General features: G+C 69.0%; 17 protein-coding genes and 1 tRNA gene. 8 read left to right on the forward strand and 10 right to left on the reverse strand.

The features are described from left to right. Positions 1-9: 9 nt before the first annotated feature. Entirely contained in the window at positions 10-1587 is a 1578-nt protein-coding gene (locus NP095_RS07530) for a Na+/H+ antiporter (RefSeq protein WP_232416524.1), read from the reverse strand. Between the two features lie 87 nt (positions 1588-1674). On the opposite strand from NP095_RS07530, the gene NP095_RS07535 reads away from it, so the two are divergent. Further along, positions 1675-2280: a hypothetical protein gene (locus NP095_RS07535; protein WP_232416523.1), complete on the forward strand. Its 606-nt coding sequence runs from the start codon at positions 1675-1677 to the stop codon at positions 2278-2280. 9 nt (positions 2281-2289) lie between these two features. Here NP095_RS07535 and NP095_RS07540 read toward each other — a convergent pair. From NP095_RS07540 to NP095_RS07550, 3 genes are all read right to left on the reverse strand, one after another. Continuing rightward, positions 2290-2363 (reverse strand) — tRNA-Gly (locus NP095_RS07540). 75 nt (positions 2364-2438) lie between these two features. Continuing rightward, the gene (locus NP095_RS07545) at positions 2439-3158 is read right to left on the reverse strand and encodes a GAF and ANTAR domain-containing protein (RefSeq protein ID WP_232416522.1); all 720 of its coding nucleotides are present in this window, start codon (positions 3156-3158) and stop codon (positions 2439-2441) included. 196 nt (positions 3159-3354) lie between these two features. Further along, entirely contained in the window at positions 3355-4011 is a 657-nt protein-coding gene (locus tag NP095_RS07550) for a response regulator transcription factor (protein WP_232416521.1), read from the reverse strand. 89 nt (positions 4012-4100) lie between these two features. On the opposite strand from NP095_RS07550, the gene NP095_RS07555 reads away from it, so the two are divergent. Genes NP095_RS07555 through NP095_RS07565 form a run of 3 tightly spaced genes read left to right on the forward strand, consistent with a single transcriptional unit; the run spans position 4101 to position 6243 of the window. Further along, positions 4101-5081, forward strand: coding sequence for a TIGR03557 family F420-dependent LLM class oxidoreductase (locus NP095_RS07555; RefSeq protein WP_232416520.1), 981 nt, complete (start codon positions 4101-4103; stop codon positions 5079-5081). 43 nt (positions 5082-5124) lie between these two features. After that, positions 5125-5649, forward strand: coding sequence for a GNAT family N-acetyltransferase (locus NP095_RS07560; protein ID WP_232416519.1), 525 nt, complete (start codon positions 5125-5127; stop codon positions 5647-5649). 54 nt (positions 5650-5703) lie between these two features. Next, positions 5704-6243: a hypothetical protein gene (locus NP095_RS07565; protein ID WP_232416518.1), complete on the forward strand. Its 540-nt coding sequence runs from the start codon at positions 5704-5706 to the stop codon at positions 6241-6243. A gap of 176 nt (positions 6244-6419) precedes the next feature. On the opposite strand, the gene NP095_RS07570 is transcribed toward NP095_RS07565, so the two are convergent. Then, complete coding sequence (locus tag NP095_RS07570; RefSeq protein ID WP_232416517.1) at positions 6420-6755, reverse strand: nuclear transport factor 2 family protein; 336 nt, start codon at positions 6753-6755, stop codon at positions 6420-6422. 14 nt (positions 6756-6769) lie between these two features. Continuing rightward, positions 6770-9277, reverse strand: a complete 2508-nt coding sequence (gene hrpB / locus NP095_RS07575; protein ID WP_232416516.1) for an ATP-dependent helicase HrpB — start codon at positions 9275-9277, stop codon at positions 6770-6772. 83 nt (positions 9278-9360) lie between these two features. Here hrpB and NP095_RS07580 point away from each other — a divergent pair, with 83 nt between their 5' ends. Beyond that, positions 9361-9735, forward strand: coding sequence for a PaaI family thioesterase (locus tag NP095_RS07580; protein WP_232416515.1), 375 nt, complete (start codon positions 9361-9363; stop codon positions 9733-9735). Between the two features lie 261 nt (positions 9736-9996). Beyond that, positions 9997-10791, forward strand: a complete 795-nt coding sequence (locus NP095_RS07585; RefSeq protein WP_232416514.1) for a hypothetical protein — start codon at positions 9997-9999, stop codon at positions 10789-10791. A 27-nt stretch (positions 10792-10818) separates the two neighbouring features. Here NP095_RS07585 and NP095_RS07590 read toward each other — a convergent pair whose 3' ends face one another. Continuing rightward, entirely contained in the window at positions 10819-12438 is a 1620-nt protein-coding gene (locus NP095_RS07590; RefSeq protein ID WP_232416513.1) for a DEAD/DEAH box helicase, read from the reverse strand. Between the two features lie 200 nt (positions 12439-12638). Beyond that, positions 12639-13067 carry a GNAT family N-acetyltransferase gene (locus NP095_RS07595; RefSeq protein WP_232416512.1) on the reverse strand — a complete coding sequence of 143 codons (429 nt, stop codon included), beginning with the start codon at positions 13065-13067 and terminating at the stop codon, positions 12639-12641. Positions 13068-13170: 103 nt separating this feature from the next. Here NP095_RS07595 and NP095_RS07600 point away from each other — a divergent pair, with 103 nt between their 5' ends. Continuing rightward, a complete protein-coding gene (locus tag NP095_RS07600; protein ID WP_232416511.1) occupies positions 13171-13482 on the forward strand; it encodes a DNA gyrase subunit A in 312 nt (103 codons plus the stop codon). 15 nt (positions 13483-13497) lie between these two features. On the opposite strand, the gene NP095_RS07605 is transcribed toward NP095_RS07600, so the two are convergent. Further along, positions 13498-15087, reverse strand: coding sequence for an MFS transporter (locus tag NP095_RS07605; protein WP_232416510.1), 1590 nt, complete (start codon positions 15085-15087; stop codon positions 13498-13500). Between the two features lie 91 nt (positions 15088-15178). On the opposite strand from NP095_RS07605, the gene NP095_RS07610 reads away from it, so the two are divergent. Beyond that, complete coding sequence (locus tag NP095_RS07610) at positions 15179-16024, forward strand: hypothetical protein (protein ID WP_232416509.1); 846 nt, start codon at positions 15179-15181, stop codon at positions 16022-16024. A 104-nt stretch (positions 16025-16128) separates the two neighbouring features. Here the strand turns inward: NP095_RS07610 and NP095_RS07615 are convergent, their stop codons facing one another. Then, positions 16129-16608: a hypothetical protein gene (locus NP095_RS07615; RefSeq protein WP_232416508.1), complete on the reverse strand. Its 480-nt coding sequence runs from the start codon at positions 16606-16608 to the stop codon at positions 16129-16131. Positions 16609-16934 lie beyond the last annotated feature (326 nt).

The raw sequence follows: 16934 nt of genomic DNA on the forward strand, positions 1-16934 counted from the left end.
CTCGCCACCTCACTCCGGGGGAGTGGCGCGGGAGAAGCGGACCTCCTCGATGTCCAGTCGGGCCTGCACCTGACGCAGCACGATGTCGTCGATCCGCCGCTCGTCGCGCAGTTGCAGGAGCGCGTCGCGGCGCAGCGCGAGGAGTGCGAGCGACAGGCTCGTGTACTCGCTGGTGTGCTGGACGAGCGGGTCGTCGCCGGCTCCTTCGGCGTCCACGAGTCGTCGCTGCTTGTCGAGCTCATTACGGACCCGCTCGGTCACGTGCCCGTCGACGCCGAGCTCGGCAGCAGCGTCGTCGAGGGCCTCGATCGCCGCGTCCAGGGTGAAGACCTCGGCGAGCTGGATCTCGTCGATGACGGACTGGTCGCTGGGCAACCGGGCGTAACGGACGACGGCGGGGAGCACCAGCGCCTGCAGCAGGCTCAGCACGATGACGCCGCAGGCGATCACCACGATCAGGTCGCGGTCGGGAAACGGCGCACCGGAGTCGAGCGTGCGGGGTACGGCGAGCACCGCCGCGAGCGAGATCGCTCCGCGGAAACCGGCCGTCGCGCTGACGGTGCGCTGGCGCGCGCTGACCCGACGCTCGCGCTGGGACGGGCGGCGGTCGATGGCGCGGATCAGGTAGGGAGTGGTGTAGATCCACGCCCAGCGAACCCCGATCACGACGGCCGTGACCAGGAGGATGTCCAGCCATGCGCGTTGCAGGGTGGTGCTCGACAGGCCACGGAAAGCGGACTGGGCCTCGAGCCCGATCAGGACGAACAGGGCGCTGCTCAGCACCGTCGTCGAGAGTGTCCAGAACGGGGTCACGAGGTGCCGGGTGGCGGCGGTCGTGATGCGTGGCGCGACCTGGCTGATGAACAGTCCGCACGCCACGACGGCGAGCACGCCCGACGCCCCGATGACCTCCGCCGCCAGGAACGCGGCGAACGGCGTGACGAGCATCGCGATGCCCTCGAGCATCGGGTCGTCCATCCGCCGCCGGATCTGCCAGCTGAGCAGACCGACAAGTCCGCCCGCCAGGACGCCGCCACCGTAGGAGACCACCAGCAGCCACGTGACGTGCCACCCGGTCAGGGTCTCCTCGCCGACGGTGACGCCCACGGCGAGTCCGTAGAGAACCAGCGCGGTGCCGTCGTTCACGAGGCTCTCGGCGCGCAGCGTCGTGACGGTCCGGCGCGGCAGGTTGCGCGCCAGCACCCCGACCGCGGTCGCGTCGGTCGGCGCGAGTGCGGCACCCAGCACCCAGGCGGGTCCCCACGGCATGCCGAGCGCGTGTGCGGTCACGGCGACCGCTCCGGCGGTGGCCACCACGAGCGCCGTGCTGGTGAGCACCACGACGCGCAGGTTGTTGCGGATCTCGCGCAACGAGGTGGTCAGGCTCTCCCAGTAGAGGATCGCGGGCAGGAAGACCAGGAGGATGACCTCGGGCGGCAGGTGGGCATGCCGTAGGTGCGGCACGAATCCGATGAGCACGCCGGCGATCACCAGCAGGATGGCCGGGGCGATCGGGTACCGGCGCGCCAGCGCGCCGCACACCACGAGGGCGATTCCCAGCAGGACGACCATCTCGAGTCCGAGCACGGATCAATCTTTGCCCTCGCGGTCCAACCCGACCACCCCTCGACGCTTCGCCGGGCATGATGAGCGCGTCGACGGGAGGAGGAGGGAATGGCGCGTCATCGCCTGTCCGTCAGGTTCGTCCCGGACTGGTCGGCTCGGGGCGGCCAGTGGGTGACCCCGCCTCCGTTCGTCGTGAGCGTCTGGCGGCAGCTGCAGGACGGAAACGAGCGTGCGGGACTGCCTCGCAGCTGCGAGGTCGTCGGACCAGAGCTGGATGGCGTGCTCGACCTGCTGGCCGATGCGTATGGGGCGGTCCGTCCCCTCGAGTTGGACGTCGCCGGCGGCTGGCGCGACGAGTCGAGTCGGCACGCCTTCCTCACGGCCGCCGACCGCGTCGAGCTCTCGCTGCGTCGCCGTCTCGGCGGGGACTGGGATGTCGTCGTGAGCCGCAGCCCTGGCGTCAACGAGGTCAGGCTCATGGGGGAGTACGGGTGCGACTGGCCGCTGTGGACCGATGACGGTGGCAGCGACCGGGACGACTGGCCGATGCTGTCCGACGCGTTGGCCGACCGGCTGCGCGCATGGGCGGTCGAGGCCGAGCCGGACCACCGGGTGAATCACCTGCCGGGGCCGGACCCGGAGGTGACCCAGGGACTGCTGCGCGATCTGCGCCGCGAGCTGGGCGACCGGTACAGGATCGTCGCCGTCCTCTAGGCCGGCCGGTGGAGCGGACGCGAGGATTTGAACCTCGACCCATTCCCTGGAAGGGAAGCATGCTGCAACTACACCACGTCCGCGACGCCGGTCTCTGACGAGACCGACAGGTGCCAGTATGCCGATCTCCGGGACCACTCGGATGTCCGGGGTGAGTTCTAGCCGGCCGCCAAGTCCTGGGAGGCGAGCCTGATCCCGCCGCCGGAACGGGTGTGAGGATCGTCTTGGCTCACGGTCCGGAACGAGCCGTCGAGGACCTGTTGGGCCAGCACTCGGAGCTTGACGTTGCGATGCTGCGAGTTGCGCACGAGAAAGGCGAACGCTCGGTCCCAATCGAGTCCGTAGCGCTCCATGAGGATGCCGACCGCGGCGCCGATGTCCTGCCGAGAGTCGACGGCCCGGCTCAGGTGCTCCACCTGGTGCGCGGAACGGAGCAGGACGGCGCCGTAGCTGGCGAAGAGCTCGACGAGGTGCGTGGTCAACTCGTCGAAGGCGCCACGTCGGCGGGAGTAGAGGTTCAGCCCGGCGACCTGATCGGTGTGGGTGAGCTGGACGGCGGCCTGGGAACCGACGCCGCGTCTGGCTGCGAGCGGGCCGTAATGGCTGAAGGGCTCCGCATGGACCAGGTCGTTGACCAGGACCAGGCGTTCGTAGGTGACCGCGGCGACGCAAGGACCCTCACCGACGTCGTACTGGAGCTGGTCGCACTCGTTCGCCAACGCATCGGTTGCCGCGACGGTCCGAAAGCCACCGTCGATGTGGACGGTGATGCTGGCGAAGTCGACACCGGGGATGCTCTCTGCGGCCAGGGCCGCCAATGACGTGAGTGCCGCCGCCCGCGCCGAGGGCGCGGGGGAGCGCATCGTGTCAGCCGCCATGTGGCGTGTCTCCATCCGATCGACGTCCGAAGCCGACGTCGAGCCTCCCGAGGCTGGACCGTGGCGTTCCATCAGGCGAGACCTGGAGCCGCAGTTGCGGCCCCTCTGCGCATCACCCGGTGCCAACCTAGGCTTTCGCGCCGGGCCCACGCCTCACCCTTAAGGGTGAATCACGGCCGGAGGCGGGCGGGATGGATCACTCGCTCGCTGCGTCAGGCGTTGCGGCCTTGATGGCGTCAGGTCGAAACCCGTGATCGACACCCCAGAGGACCGCCCGAGTCCGACTGTCCACGCCGATCTTTCGATAGGCCGTCCGGATGTTCGTCTTCACGGTGTTGATGCTGGTGAAGGTGCGTGCGGCGATCTCCTCGTTGCCGAAGCCCTGGGTGATCAGCGCGATCACCTCGGACTCACGGGCACTCAACCCGTACTCGCGGCCGGGCCACTCTCCGAGGTCCGCGTCGGGCGACGTCGGATAGTCGGAGCTGACGACGCCGCTCTCGCCACGAGCGATCCGCTCGAGCGCGTCGGCCAGCTCCTCGGCCGTCAGTCTCTTGTCGAGGAAGTCGATCACCCCGAACCGTGACCAGGTCTCGATGAGCTCGGGTTTCAGGCTCCAGCTGTAGAAGACGTACCGCTCCGCGTTCGCGGCGGCCAGGACCTCGTTGATGTCGCGCGTCTGTGCGAACGAGTCGATGAGCGCGATGTCCACCCGTTCCCGGCCGGGTTGATTGGTGGAGACCTCCACCACCTGGATCCGATCCTTGAACGGCTCGAACATGCGCGCCAGGCCCTGAACCACCACGTCGTAGTCGTTGACGATGGAGATGCGGACCGGCGTCTGGTGCTTCACCACTCCACGGTAAGGGACCTGGCTGGTCCGAGGCGGCCGCGGCCTCGGTGGCCGAGAGTGAGACGTGCCGTCCCGGGTACACGACCACCATGAGCCTCTCCATCGGATGCACCCTCATGTGCGAGCAGTCCCCGCCGACGAAACTGGTGTCGTACGCCCAGGCCGCCGAGGAGGCGGGGTTCCCCTTCGCCGTCATGAGCGACCACTTCAACCCGTGGCTCAAGGAACAGGGTCACAGCCCGAACGCGTGGGTGACCCTCGGCGCTGTCGCCCAGGCGACGCAGACGCTCGAGCTGATGACGTACGTGACGTGCCCGATCGGGCGGTATCACCCGGTCGTGGTGGCGCAGCAGGCCGCGACGCTCGGGGTCCTGAGCGAGGGACGCTTCTCGCTGGGCCTGGGCGCGGGCGAGAACCTCAACGAGCACGTCATCGGCGAGGGCTGGGACCCGGTCAACGTGCGCCATGAGCGGTTCTCCGAGGCGCTCCAGATCATCAACGAACTCTTCGACGGCGGGTACGTGAACTTCGTCGGCGACCACTATCGCGTCGACTCCGCGAAGCTCTGGGACCTGCCGGAGTCGCGGGTGCCCATCGGTGTGGCGGTCAGTGGCCCGCAGTCGATCGAGGTCGCTGCTCCGTGGGCCGATTTCATGATCGCGGTCGAGCCCGACGGCGATGCGGCCATGGCGTTCGACGAGGCGACCCGCGCGAAGACGCCGGCACGCAAGGTCGGTCAACTGCCGATCTCGTGGGACGCCGACGCGGACCGGGCCGTCACCCGGGCCCATGAGCAGTTCCGTTGGTTCGCCGGTGGGTGGAAGGTCAACGCCGAGCTGCCCGGCCCGTCGGCGTTCGACGCCGCCACTCAGTTCGTCCGGCCTGAGGACGTGGCCGACCAGATCCCCTGCGGCAACGACATCGACGCGCTGATCGAGGCCGTGCGGCCGTTCGCCGACGCGGGGTTCACCGACCTCGCGCTGATCCAGATCGGCGACGAGGGGCAGGACCCGTTCTTCGAGGCGGCGCCCGACCTCCTCGCGGCTCTGGGGGAGGAGTTCGGCGCCTGAGCCCGGTTGCCGCCGCCGCTGGATGGTCCGCGATCATCGTCCGATGAGTTCCATACGGCTGGTGACGATGGATGACGCCGCTGAACTCGCGGCGTTGTTCGCGACGAATCGCGGCTTCCTGGCGCCGTGGGAGCCTGACCGGGAGGACGACTTCTTCTCGACCGACGGACAGCGTGCAGTCCTCGAGGAAGCGCTGGAGCGCCACGGCCAAGGACTCACGTACCCGCACGTGATCCTCGACGCCTCAGCTCGCATCATCGGGCGGATCAATCTGGGAAACGTGGTGCTGGGCCCCTTCCAGTCGTGCGGCGTCGGGTACTGGGTGAGCCAGCATGCCAACGGTCGTGGCCACGCCAGCGCAGCGCTGCAGGCGATCAAGAACGTGGCCTTCGCCGATCTCGGGCTCCACCGCATCGAGGCAGGCACCTTGGCTCACAACGTCCGATCACAACGCGTTCTGGAGAAGAACGGGTTCGTTCGGTTCGGGGTGGCGCCGGCCTACCTCAAGATCGCCGGGAGCTGGCAGGACCACACCATGTTCCAGGCGCTCAACCCCCACCACCACTGAGCGGTGGACCACGAGGGGACGACGTCGTCCGGCACCCCTGGGAGAGTGCTCGACATGCGTCCCGCCCGTCCAGACTCGTACCGACGGCTCGGTGTCGGAGCGATCGCGTTGCTCACCGTTCTCGCCCTGGTGGGCGGTGGCTACTGGTGGACGCACCCCCAGGCCCTCTCCCATGGGGCCGAGATCGGCGGCGAGCTCGCGGTGGGAGAGACCCAGGTCTTCGACATCGCGGATCACCTGGCGGGGTACGACGAGACCAGCCGCGTGCTCCGCATCGAGCCGCACATCGTGCGTGACGAGACGGCTGCGCGCTACGAGTTCGTGACGTGTGTCCTGAAGGATGCCGATGATGGAATCGGCGCGACGGACGAAGGGGATATTCCTCGACTCTGTGCCAGCACGCGGCCCACGGCCGGGGCATCGTTCGGTCTGCAGGACGGGAGGCGTTCGCAGCTGCTCATGAAGCTGACCGCCACGAAGCCCGGACGGCTCGAGATCGACGGCGCGGACGTCACCTATCGCCGTTCTGGCCGGCACCTCTTCCAGACCGGCACCCAGCAGTCGGGAACCGTCATGAAGCTGACCGCCAAGTAGGACCTTCTTCGCCGTCCATCCGGGCACCAGTCGACGTGGACAGCAGCGGACGTTGGAGATCATTCCGAGGAACTGGGCGGCAACCAGCTCGGCGTCGGCACTCTGGGCTGTGCACGATCAACCGCGTTGGCTGGTGGCCGGGCCGGCGGCGAATCTTCTGCTCTACGGCTCGATCGTCATGCGCTGGACGTGGGGACCCACGAACTCATAGCGTGAGTGACCTCGGAACGCTCCAGCACGTTCCCGGCGGGGTCGCGAACGACGAGGCGGACGCGGGCCTCGACGGTTCCGTCCGAGCGATCCTTGATGTCCCGCACGATGGTCGTCGGTCGGATCTCGTTCCACTGCCGCTCCCAGTAGGCCCCCACCTCGTCCCGACCGGCCAACCGCCCGCCTTCCCAGCCGTTGGGCCAGTCGACGTCCGGCGCCATCGCCGCGAGGACGGCGTCGAGGTCTCGATCGTTGAACGACTGGTAGAGGGCCCGGACGTGGTCGGCGCGTGCAGAGGTCATGGCGCTGATGATGGTCAACGAGGGCGCGGCTTGTTCGTCCGTCGGGTGGCCGGTGCGCTGCGCGGATCGTCGGGCCAGGAGTGCTTGGGGTAGCGGCCGCGCAGGTCCGCCCGCACGGCCGGGTAGCCGGTGTCCCAGAAGGAATCGAGGTCCGCCGTGATGGCTGCGGGGCGGCGGGCGGGGGAGAGCAGGTGCAGCAGGAGCGGCACCCGGCCACCGCCGAGGACGGGCGCGGATGACCAGCCGAAGACCTCCTGCAGCCTGACCGCGAGCACGGGTTGCTCCTGGGAGTAGTCGATCCGCACGACCGATCCGCTGGGGACCTCGACGCGCTCCGGGGCCAGCTCGTCGAGCCTGCTGGCCTCGGGCCACGGCAACAAGGCCCGCAGCGCGCCGAGGATGTCGATGCGGCGGAGGTCCTGCGCCGACCGGACGCGCGCCAGCTGCGGCCCCAGCCATGACTGGAGGTTCTGGGTCAGCGCCTCGTCACTGACGTCGGGCCACGGGTCGCCCAGCGCTCGGTGCAGGAAGTCGAGCCGAGCGCGCAGCGCTGTGGCCGCCTCCGACCAGGTGAAGAGACCGATTCCCTCGCTCTCCAGCGCCTCCCGGATGGCCGCGGTCACGGCCTCGGCCGGTGGATCTTCGAGCCGGACGGAGCTGAGCTCGATCGCACCCAACAGCGTGCGCCGGCGCGCCAGCACGCGCCCGCCGGTCCAGCTGACCTCGTCGACCTCGGTCCACAGCGACCCCGCCGCCTCCAGCGCAAGGTCCTCGGTCAGCGGGGCCGCCGACCGGATCCGGGCCTCCCGCTGTCCGGACCGCCGATCCGCATCACCGATCGCGAGCCACTCCAGGCCGGCCAGGGGACCGGGGTCGCGCTGATCGAGCGCTGCGCCCGTGCCGGAGGTCATCAGGTAGCTGGATGAGCCGGAGCGCTTCCGCGCGATCCGGTCCGGGTGTGCCAGCGCGACCACCAGCCCCACCGCCACGTCGTCGGTCAGTGCCGCGCCACGGCCGTGGGCGCCGTGCTCCTTCGCGATGGCCTCGAGCCGGGTCACCTGGGTGCGCCACGCGCCCGCCCGGTGACCACCGCGCAAGGAGCGGAGCGCAGCCACCAGGTCGGCTCCGGGAGCGCGGACGTCCTCGCTGAGCATTGCCACGACCTCGGCGGCCCGTCTCGTCCCGACGAGGCCGGCACCGTCGATGAGCGCCCGAGCCAACCGGGGATCGACGGGCACGCCGGCGATGACCCGGCCTCGAGGCGTGGCGCGTCCGTCCTCGGTGATCGCTCCGAGGTCCAGCAGCACCTGCCGAGCGGCCGACATGGCGTGCTCCGGCGGCTGGTCGAGCAGCGCCAGGTCGCGCACGTCGTCCGTGCCCCAGCACGCCACCTCCAGGGTGAAGGCGGTCAGGTCGGCGGTGGCGATCTCGGGCTCGGGATGAGCGGCCAGATGCGCGTGCTCCGCCTTGGACCAGCACCGCAGCACGGCGCCCGGACCCAGGCGACCGGCGCGTCCCGCGCGCTGCTCGGCCGAGGCCCGGCTCACGGCGACGGTGACCAGGGAGGCCAGTCCGCGACGGTGGTCGGTGCGGGGCTCGCGTGAGAATCCGGCATCCACGACGACGCGCACGCCGGGCACCGTCAGCGACGACTCGGCGACGGCGGTCGAGACGATCACGCGGCGACGCGGGCCCTCGGTGAGGGCGCGGTCCTGTTCGGCGCCGGACAGACGTCCGTGCAGGGGATGCACGTCGGCGTCGACGCTGGTGAGGCGGCGCATGGTCGCGTCGACCTCGGCGACACCCGGCACGAAGACCAGGACGTCGCCCTCGTGCTCGGCCAGCGCCCGGCGCACGGTCGCGGCGACGTGATCGTGGAAGGCCGGGGTGATGCCGCGGTCGTCGGTGCGGCGCGACCCCGGCGGCAGCGGGCACCAGACCGTCTCGACGGGGTGCAGGGCACCGGGGACGCTGATCACCGGAGCGCCACCGATCAGCGCGGCTGTCCGCTCGGCCTCGATGGTGGCCGACATCGCCACGAGCGCGAGGTCCTCGCGGAGGTTGGTCCGGATGTCGACGAGCAGCGCCAGGGTCAGGTCGGCGTCGAGATGGCGCTCGTGAACCTCGTCGAGCACGACGGCGCCCACGCCGACCAGCTCGGGATCGTGCTGGATCCGCCGGAGGAGCAGGCCCGTGGTGACGACCTCGACCCGCGTGCGTCGGCTGGTGCGCCGGTCTCCGCGGACCGAGTAGCCGACCGTCTCGCCCACCTGCTCACCCAGCAGGTGCGCCAACCGGCGGGCGGCGGCGCGCGCTGCGATGCGGCTGGGCTGGGTGACGACGACCCGTCCGGTGACGACGTTCGCGACCGCGGGCGGGACCAGGGTCGTCTTGCCGGTGCCAGGAGGAGCGTGGACCACCGCGATGCCGCTGGTGCGGAGCGCCTCGTCGAGCGCCGGCAGTCCCGCGGTGACCGGGAGGTCGGGCGGTGCGGCGAGCAGGCTGCGCAGCGGGTCGGACACTCCTGAAGTCTGCCCGACGCGGCTCGGGGCGCCGCCATGCGTCACGGATGATTCGTCTGCGGGCCCCGGGGTACAGGGATCAGGTGACCGATACCCAACACCCGTTCCTCTCGACGATCGGCGCTCCGACGCACGAAGCGGCCGACGGAAAAGCGACCCTGACCATGGATGCCGGCAGCGAGCATCTCAACCCCGCCGGCACGGTTCACGGCGGAATGCTCGCCACCTTGGTCGACACGACCATGGGCGCCGCCATCCTCAGCATCGTGGACGACGAGGTGCCCGCCACGAGCCAGCTGACGGTGACGTATCTCCGTCCCGGCAAGCCCGGTCCGCTCACGGTCACCGCCACGGTGCGCAAGCGCGGGGACCGGCTCACCATCTGTGAGGCTGAGATCGAGCAGGACGGGAAGTCGCTCGTGCACGCGCTGGCGACCTTCGCGCTGAAGGAGACCTGACAGGCATACCCGCGGTGCTGGATGTTGCCGCGTAGCTCATGTTCGGACTACAGGTGCACGCAATTCGATGTGCCGGCGGTGACAGTGAAACGCCTGCGCGCGGCCGACCTATCTGAGATTCTTTTTTCCCGTTGGTCGTGAGCCGATTCGACCGTTCGACGCGGGGATTCTCGGGGGCTGCTTGTGAAGACTGGAAACGATCGTCCGTCGCCGCGGCGTCGGACTGAGACCGGGCGACTGATCCTCGGGTCCCTGCTTGAGATGGGGATCAAGGCGTACGGAGTAGGTGCCGCCACGAGTGTCGCTATCGGCAATGCTGAGACAGCGGGCGGGAAGGGCGAGGTGGCGCTCAAGTCCGTCCCTACGCTTGCGAACAGGTACCACGACGCGAAGTTCGTGGTCGAGCACCGCGAGGAGATTCAGTCCGCGCTCGACTACCTCGAAAACCAGACGCCGGAACAAGTTGAACTCCAAGCGACTCTCGACAAGAGCTCCGGAACCCTCCGAAGCATCGAGACGACCTACGAGGAGTTCGAGCGAGCGCAGGACTCGCTACCCGATCCCATTGGTGCTGCCGGACACTTCAAGGAGGCTTGGGACGCCAAGCCGGACTTGGACTCCATCCGGCAACTCGTAGACACGGCCGAGAAGTTCGGTCCACTCTCTGACAAGGTCGAGATCCTGGTCCGCGCTTACTACAGAGCCATGTCGGCAGCGGTGGACAACTTTGCGAGCGACGAGATCGTCGCGACGATCACCGTCATGGCCCTGTCGATGGCGCTGGCGTTCGCCGTCGGGCGGGCCGTCGGATTCTGGGTCCGCAGGGGTCGGCCCGGCTTCTTGGCGCGGGCGCTTCAACGACTGGGCGCGCGCAGGTTCCGGGGGTGGTACGTGCGCAATCTCGAGTACGCGCTGGGCGACCCGGTTTACGAGGCGGCCCGTGAGCGGATGCAGCGAGACGTCGCGGCCAACCCGGAGGACGCGCTCGACGAAGAGACCCTCAAGGACCTCGAGGACTACTTCGCCATCAGGCTCAGGTACGCGACGACCCGGTGACCGACGAAACCGGAGAGGTGCTTCGGCTCAGGGACTGTCCTCGGTCAGTGCCGTGGGCGGCAGCCAGTCGGCGCCGAGGAGCTCAGCGAGCTCGGTGAGGCCGGTGGTGTCGCTCCCGGCCGTGTCGGAGGCGGCGGCGATCCGCTCGACCATGACCTTGCCGACGTGTTCCTCGACGGTGCCCTCGGCGTAGGCGATGTGCCACGGCGAGACCTGGTGGTCGCGGTGCGTCCGGCCGGTCACCTGGCGCCCGGCGATGCCCGAGAAGCGCGCTTGGTGGAAGACGCCGACCCGCGGCTCGGTGCTCGCTTGGCGGCCGTCGGCCAGGGTCTCGCCGGCGTGCAGGCTGATCGAGGCGACCGTCGTGAACACGCAGACCTTCGCCTGCCCGGTCTGGAACCGGAGCCGCTCGGCCTCGACGTCGAACCGGTCGCGGCCGTAGATCGTGGCGACCTCGATGCCGCTGTCGCGCAGTCGGTCGGCGATCGGGTCGGCGGCGGTGCCGACGAACTCGACGGAACAGGCCACCTGGCGCTCGGCCTCGACCTGCTGGGCGATCCAGGCGACGGTGGAGTCGACGCGGATCAGTCCCGCCTTCTGCCGGAAGCGCAGCAGCGCGGACCGGCCCTTCGCGACGCTGCGGCCGCGCCGGGCGATGTCCATCTCGCGGCAGAACTCGCCCCACTCGGCCTCGTAGGCGCTCCGCTCCGTCGGGGTGAGGGTCACGGGCATGCCCGAGATCGGCACCGGCCCCCACGGCGCGGCGCGGTGCAGCATCGCGGGCGGCTGCTCGTCGTTCAGCCAGCCGCGCACCAGCTTGAGATCGGCCGCGCGCTGGGCGGGATCGGTGGTCCAGGTCGCGCCGTAACGGCCGTGCTCCACGCCGACGCCGTGGCGCTCGAGCGCGGTGGCGAACGTCGCTCCGGGCTGCGTGGCGGAGGTCCAGTCCTTCATCGGCTCGTCGAGCACCTGCGCATAGGCCGGAGCGAGGTAGGGCAGCTCGAGTGGCGTGTGTCCGGGCGTCGCGGTCGTTGCGATGACGAACGGCGCCTTGTCGTGTGGCTTTCCGTGTCCCGAGATCCGCGCCCAGTGCTTCCACCGCTTCGTCGTCGTGCGTCGCAGCGCGTGCGCCTCGTCAGCGATGATCACGTCCCACGTGTGGTCCTTGACCTTCTCCAACCGGTCCCACGTGATCACCACCCACTCGAGGCCGCCGTCGCCCAGCGCCCCGATGGTGCGGCACCAGTGCCCGATGGTGATCGCGGCGGGCCGGTCGGCCACGACGAGCACCCGCTGAGCACCACGCAGGTCGCCCACCGCTGTCGCGCCGAGGACGGCCGAGATCGTCTTGCCCACGCCGGGCTCGTCGGCCAGCAGGAACTGTCGGCCGCCCGCAGCGGCCCGTGCCGCGATTGCGTCGGCTGCCTCGTACTGGAGTTGCCGGGGCTCGAGAGCGCCCGTCGCCTCGGGGCTCGGCGTCGCGTCGTCGGGGTTCAGCGAGTTCTCGATGAACCGACCGAGCGTGTACGGCCCGGGGGAGTAGGGAGCGAGGTGCGCGGGCAGGTCACGTCCTACGTGGAGATGGGTCTTGACCGCCGGGTGCCACGCGGCGCCGTCGACCTGGGTCCCGTACGGGACATCGAGCACCCACACCCGCTCACCCGGACCGGCCACCGGCAACGGCCGCGCCGGCTGTCGCGTCCCGCTGCGACGCGGGGACGCGCTGCGTCGACGAGTGCTGGATCGGCGAGAACTGGCCACCTCCGGACGTTACCGGCGCGGCCGGGTCGAACAGCGCTGGCTCGCCCAAGCCGGTGCGTGGTCAACTCGACAGTCTTTCCATTTCGTCACGGTCGGACGAAGACGCCCATGCGGCCGGCGGCGCGGAAGCCGTTCTTTTCATAGAAGGCCGACGCGGAGCTGTCACGGGCAGTCAGGAGATACCAGTGCCGCACGTCTGGGAGCTGTGCGGTGAGAGCTTCGAGGAGCAGGGTGCCGTGGCCCCTGCGTTGCTCGCTTGCACGGACGCACATCTCCTTCAGGAGGAAGTGATCGTCGGCTCCAGCGCGCTCCAGATGCCCGAGAGCGAACCCGAGGAGTTCGCCTTCGGAGTCCCACAAGCAGACACCGTGGGCACGAGGAGTGGCGAGGAAGTCGCCGAGCCGCTGCGCAGCATCGTCGGCTTTCCACGGTTCGTTCCACGGCGGCGCACTGAAAGTGTCGACGTAGAGAGAGACGCAAGCAGCGAGCACGTCAGTCGTCAGGGCTGCGATCACGCCTGAACCATGTCATGCCCGAATGGTCCGCGTTCGTTCAGAACACCGACCGGTAGGGCCAGTTCTCTGCCTCCGTCGCCACCATCGGTGCCACGATGGCGTCATGCGCCGCCACCGAGAGCCGAGTCACGCGGAGATGCTCGCCCAGGCCACTGATCGTCTCCACATCATGCAAGCCCTCGACAGCGCTCTGGAACGGTGGCCAGAGGTCTCAGCCCTTGCCTGGGAAGCAGAATCCACCGAAGAGTTCATCACCCAGCTCGGTGAACTGCTGGGGATCGACGAGACCCAAGCAACCGCTGTGGCAGATCTTCAACTCCGCCGGATCCCTCGCGAACAGAGGGCATGGATCCGGGCGCAGGTCGATGAAATCAAGGTCGAGCTCGCCCACTTGAGATCTACTGATCCCACGTAGCGCCGCCCTCGTGATTCAGCCAGCCGGAGGCGTTTCCTCACTGTCGGTCGACTTCGGCAGGCGGAACGTGGCCAGCAGGCCGATGAACAGCGCGAGTGCGGCGAAGCCCGTGGTGAGCTGACTGGCGTGGATCATCGCGTCGGTGGCCGCGTCCGCGATCGCGGTGCTGCCCTGCTGACGCTGCAGGCCCTCGATGGCGATGCCGGCCGAATCGGCGACGGCCTTGGTGAGCTTGTCGACGGTCTCACCGGGTAGGGACAGTGCCTTGAGGTTGGCCTCCGTGGTGCGGCCGAGGTTGGCGATGAGCAGACCGCCGAGGACCGCGACGCCGAGCGCCGAACCGAGCTGGCGGGCACTGGACTGCAGGCCGGACGCCTGGCCGCTCTCGTCGACGGGGACGTCCTTGAGCAGCAGCGAGGTCAGCTGGGCGGTGGCCATGCCGACTCCGACGCCGTAGACGAACAGGCAGACCACCAGGTGCCACGCGGGGACGTTCCTCGAGATGAGCAGGGCCAGCGCGCCGACGGCCACGGTCTCCAGCGCGAGGCCGATCTGCACCACGGAGCGTTGGGACAGCTGGTCGGACAGTCGCGGCAGGACGCTGGAGATGAGGAAGGTGCCCATCGCCAGCGCGAGGATGATCCAGCCGGTCTGCAGAGCGGTGTAACCGAGCGCGCCCTGCAGGAGCAGCGGCAGGGTGAACAGCAGACCGAACTCGCCCAGCGCGACGATCAGAGCGGCGAGCATGCCCGCGCTGAACGTGGGGATGAGGAACAGCGTGAGGTCGACCAGCACCGGTTTGCCAGCGACTCGGCGGCGACGCTCGTGCAGTACGAAGAGCAGCAGGGACACCAGGCCCACGGCCAGCACGATCGGGACCGGCGAGATGGTGCCACTGTCGGTGCGCCACCACCCGTAGTTCCTGGACTCGATGAGCGCGAACACCGTGGCGCCCATGCCGACCATCGTGAGGATGATGGCCAGGTAGTCGCCGCTGGGCTGGGCGTTGGGGTCGCGGGTCTCGGGCAGCGATCGGACGATGCCGAACGCGACGAGGAGTCCGACGGGGATGTTGAGCCAGAACGCCCAGCGCCAGGACACGTCCGTGGCGAGCCAGCCGCCCAGCAGCGGGCCGATGGCCGCCATGCCGCCGATGGCCGAGCCGTAGACGGCGAACGCGATGACGCGTGCGCGACCGACGAACAGCGCGTTCATGCTCGACAGCGTGGTCGGCAGGATCATCGCGGCACCGACGCCCTGGACGAATCGCGCGCCGATCAGCATGTGCGCGTTCACCGCGAGGCCGGCGAAGACCGACGCGACCATGAACAGGATCAGGCCGATGAGGAACAGCAGCCGTCGGCCCTTCAGGTCCCCGATGCGGCCGACGGTGATGAGCAGCGCCGCGAACACGAGCGCGTAGACCGCGTTCATCCACTGCGCCTCGGTGGCCGTCATGTCGAGGTCCTCGATGACGACCGGCAGCGCCACGTTCACGATCGTGGCGTCCATGATGACGAGCGACACGCCGAAACCGATGGTGAGCAGCGCCGCCCAGTCACGGCGCGTCATCACGGGCCCGGCGTCAGACGTGGGCGAGGTCATGCTTCGAGTCTCGCACCGGTGGGCCGCTTCGTCGTTGTGTCGCGATCTGAATCAAGGGACACCAGAAGAACCTCGAACCTAGGATGACCGCGTGGCGACCTCCCGTGTCCTGACTGGTCTGAGCCGCACGGTTCCGTCGGGCGTGGGCCTGGGCGTGTGCGTGGCGCTCAACTACGTGGTCGCGTACGCGATCCTCGAGTCGCGCTACGGGTCGGTGTTCTTCATGTCGGACGACGAACGCAGCAGCATCGTGTGGGTCCCGCTCCTGGTGGGCATGGCGGTGGGCCGTGTCCAGTCTTTGTCGTTCGGCTTCCGTGTCGCGGCGAGTGCTTCGGTCCTCAGCGTTGTTCTCAGCCTCGCTTTCCTCATGATTCTGGGGCTGCTCCTGGGGACGCTGATTCTGTGTGCCGTGGGTGCTGCCGCGGGATGGGCCGTGGCATGGGCTCTGGCCCGAATGACCTCGAGGTTCGTGCCGGGGTCGCGCCTTCTCCTGGTGGCCGTCGTGGTGGCCTCGCCGGTCAGCGTCGTCGTTTCCAAGGCGACTGCCGCCGGTGACGAGGACTTCGCTCGCGTCCACACGACGTCAGATGGGCCGGCCGTGCTGATCCGGTTGGGGGGCGACGCCTATCAGCACTCCGTCACCGGACGACTGGCCGACGTCGACGGCTGCCTGGGGATCGTCGACGCGGCTCCCGTGCCCGTCCGTGGCCGCGATCCCCGCTCCCTGATCGAGGCAGCCGAGTCAGGCAGGGCCGTGGTGATCTGGCCGCCGGGGACGACTGTCGGGTCCGACCCGTACACCGTGTACAGCGAAGGACGCACCTATCAACTTGGCGACCACGTGACCGTCGGTGGGTGGTGGATCCAGCTCGACGAGGACGACCCGTTCTACAGCCAGACACCCGAGGCGTGTCTCACGAACGCCTTCATCTCCTAACTCGGCACCGTCCTGTCTCGGTCCTCCTGCGTATGCGCACACTCGCGGGGGAATGGGGCACCTTGCATTCCGGAAACTAGCTCGGCGGCTCAGCCGACCAATGTTCAGCGACTTTCGGTGCCGTCGTTGTACGGGGCGGGCAAGCCATCTGGCAGGCGATCCTTCGCCGGGATGATGACGGGGTCATGGCGGCGGGCGAGCATGCGAAGCTGACTCTCGGCCCCGCGGGGGTCGCGGTCCGTATTGTCATTGCCGTCGATTCCCACCAGCCATGTGAGACCACGGTCAACCTCGACTTTTTCGGCGTGACTGTCGAGGTCGGACACCAGAGCGACGGCGTAAGTCAGCAGACCACCTGCCTGTCGCTGCGCCCAATCGATCACCTGAAGGACGTCCGCCCCGGTCACGTCGTAGGTATCGGTCCAGCCGTAGGTCGACGATTCGCCACTGCCGTGAAGGTAGACCCGGAAACGAGGATGGTGGTCCTCCCAAGAACTGTCGCGCTCATCAACTTGGGCAATCTCTATATCTGTCACATCGCGATCGTCGCAGTCAAACCTGTACCGACGTGCTGCCTTCGCCAAGTTCCTTGACGATACGCGGCGAAGTGATGCGCTGCTGGCGGGCGTAGTTGGGCGGCGAAATGACGCACTGAGCACGGCAGATCCGGATGCCTCGGCCGACATATGGGCCGGGATCAGCCCCAGTGGGGGGTCGTGGGTCCCGTCGCCAGCTGGCGCGTGGAGGGTAGGTTCCCGATGGGCGATCCTCACCGGGCAGTTGATGGGGAGTCTGCTGCAGGGCGGCGGCTCAAGGGTTCTTGTAGACGTCATGGTCGCCGGCACTGCGGCGCAGCACCCGCAACTCGCCCTCGACGACAAATTGCAATGGCCCGGCCGTCGACCTTGGG

Source organism: Aeromicrobium duanguangcaii, assembly GCF_024508295.1.
Lineage (GTDB): Bacteria > Actinomycetota > Actinomycetes > Propionibacteriales > Nocardioidaceae > Aeromicrobium > Aeromicrobium duanguangcaii.

Bases quoted from the DNA above. Each gene is read 5' to 3' on its own strand.
- NP095_RS07535 (WP_232416523.1), top strand. From the start codon at position 1,675: ATGGCGCGTCATCGCCTGTCCGTCAGGTTCGTCCCGGACTGGTCGGCT.
- NP095_RS07545 (WP_232416522.1), bottom strand. From the start codon at position 3,158: ATGGCGGCTGACACGATGCGCTCCCCCGCGCCCTCGGCGCGGGCGGCG.
- NP095_RS07555 (WP_232416520.1), top strand. From the start codon at position 4,101: ATGAGCCTCTCCATCGGATGCACCCTCATGTGCGAGCAGTCCCCGCCG.
- NP095_RS07560 (WP_232416519.1), top strand. From the start codon at position 5,125: ATGAGTTCCATACGGCTGGTGACGATGGATGACGCCGCTGAACTCGCG.
- NP095_RS07565 (WP_232416518.1), top strand. From the start codon at position 5,704: ATGCGTCCCGCCCGTCCAGACTCGTACCGACGGCTCGGTGTCGGAGCG.
- NP095_RS07570 (WP_232416517.1), bottom strand. From the start codon at position 6,755: ATGACCTCTGCACGCGCCGACCACGTCCGGGCCCTCTACCAGTCGTTC.
- NP095_RS07585 (WP_232416514.1), top strand. From the start codon at position 9,997: ATGGGGATCAAGGCGTACGGAGTAGGTGCCGCCACGAGTGTCGCTATC.
- NP095_RS07600 (WP_232416511.1), top strand. From the start codon at position 13,171: ATGCGCCGCCACCGAGAGCCGAGTCACGCGGAGATGCTCGCCCAGGCC.
- NP095_RS07605 (WP_232416510.1), bottom strand. From the start codon at position 15,087: ATGACCTCGCCCACGTCTGACGCCGGGCCCGTGATGACGCGCCGTGAC.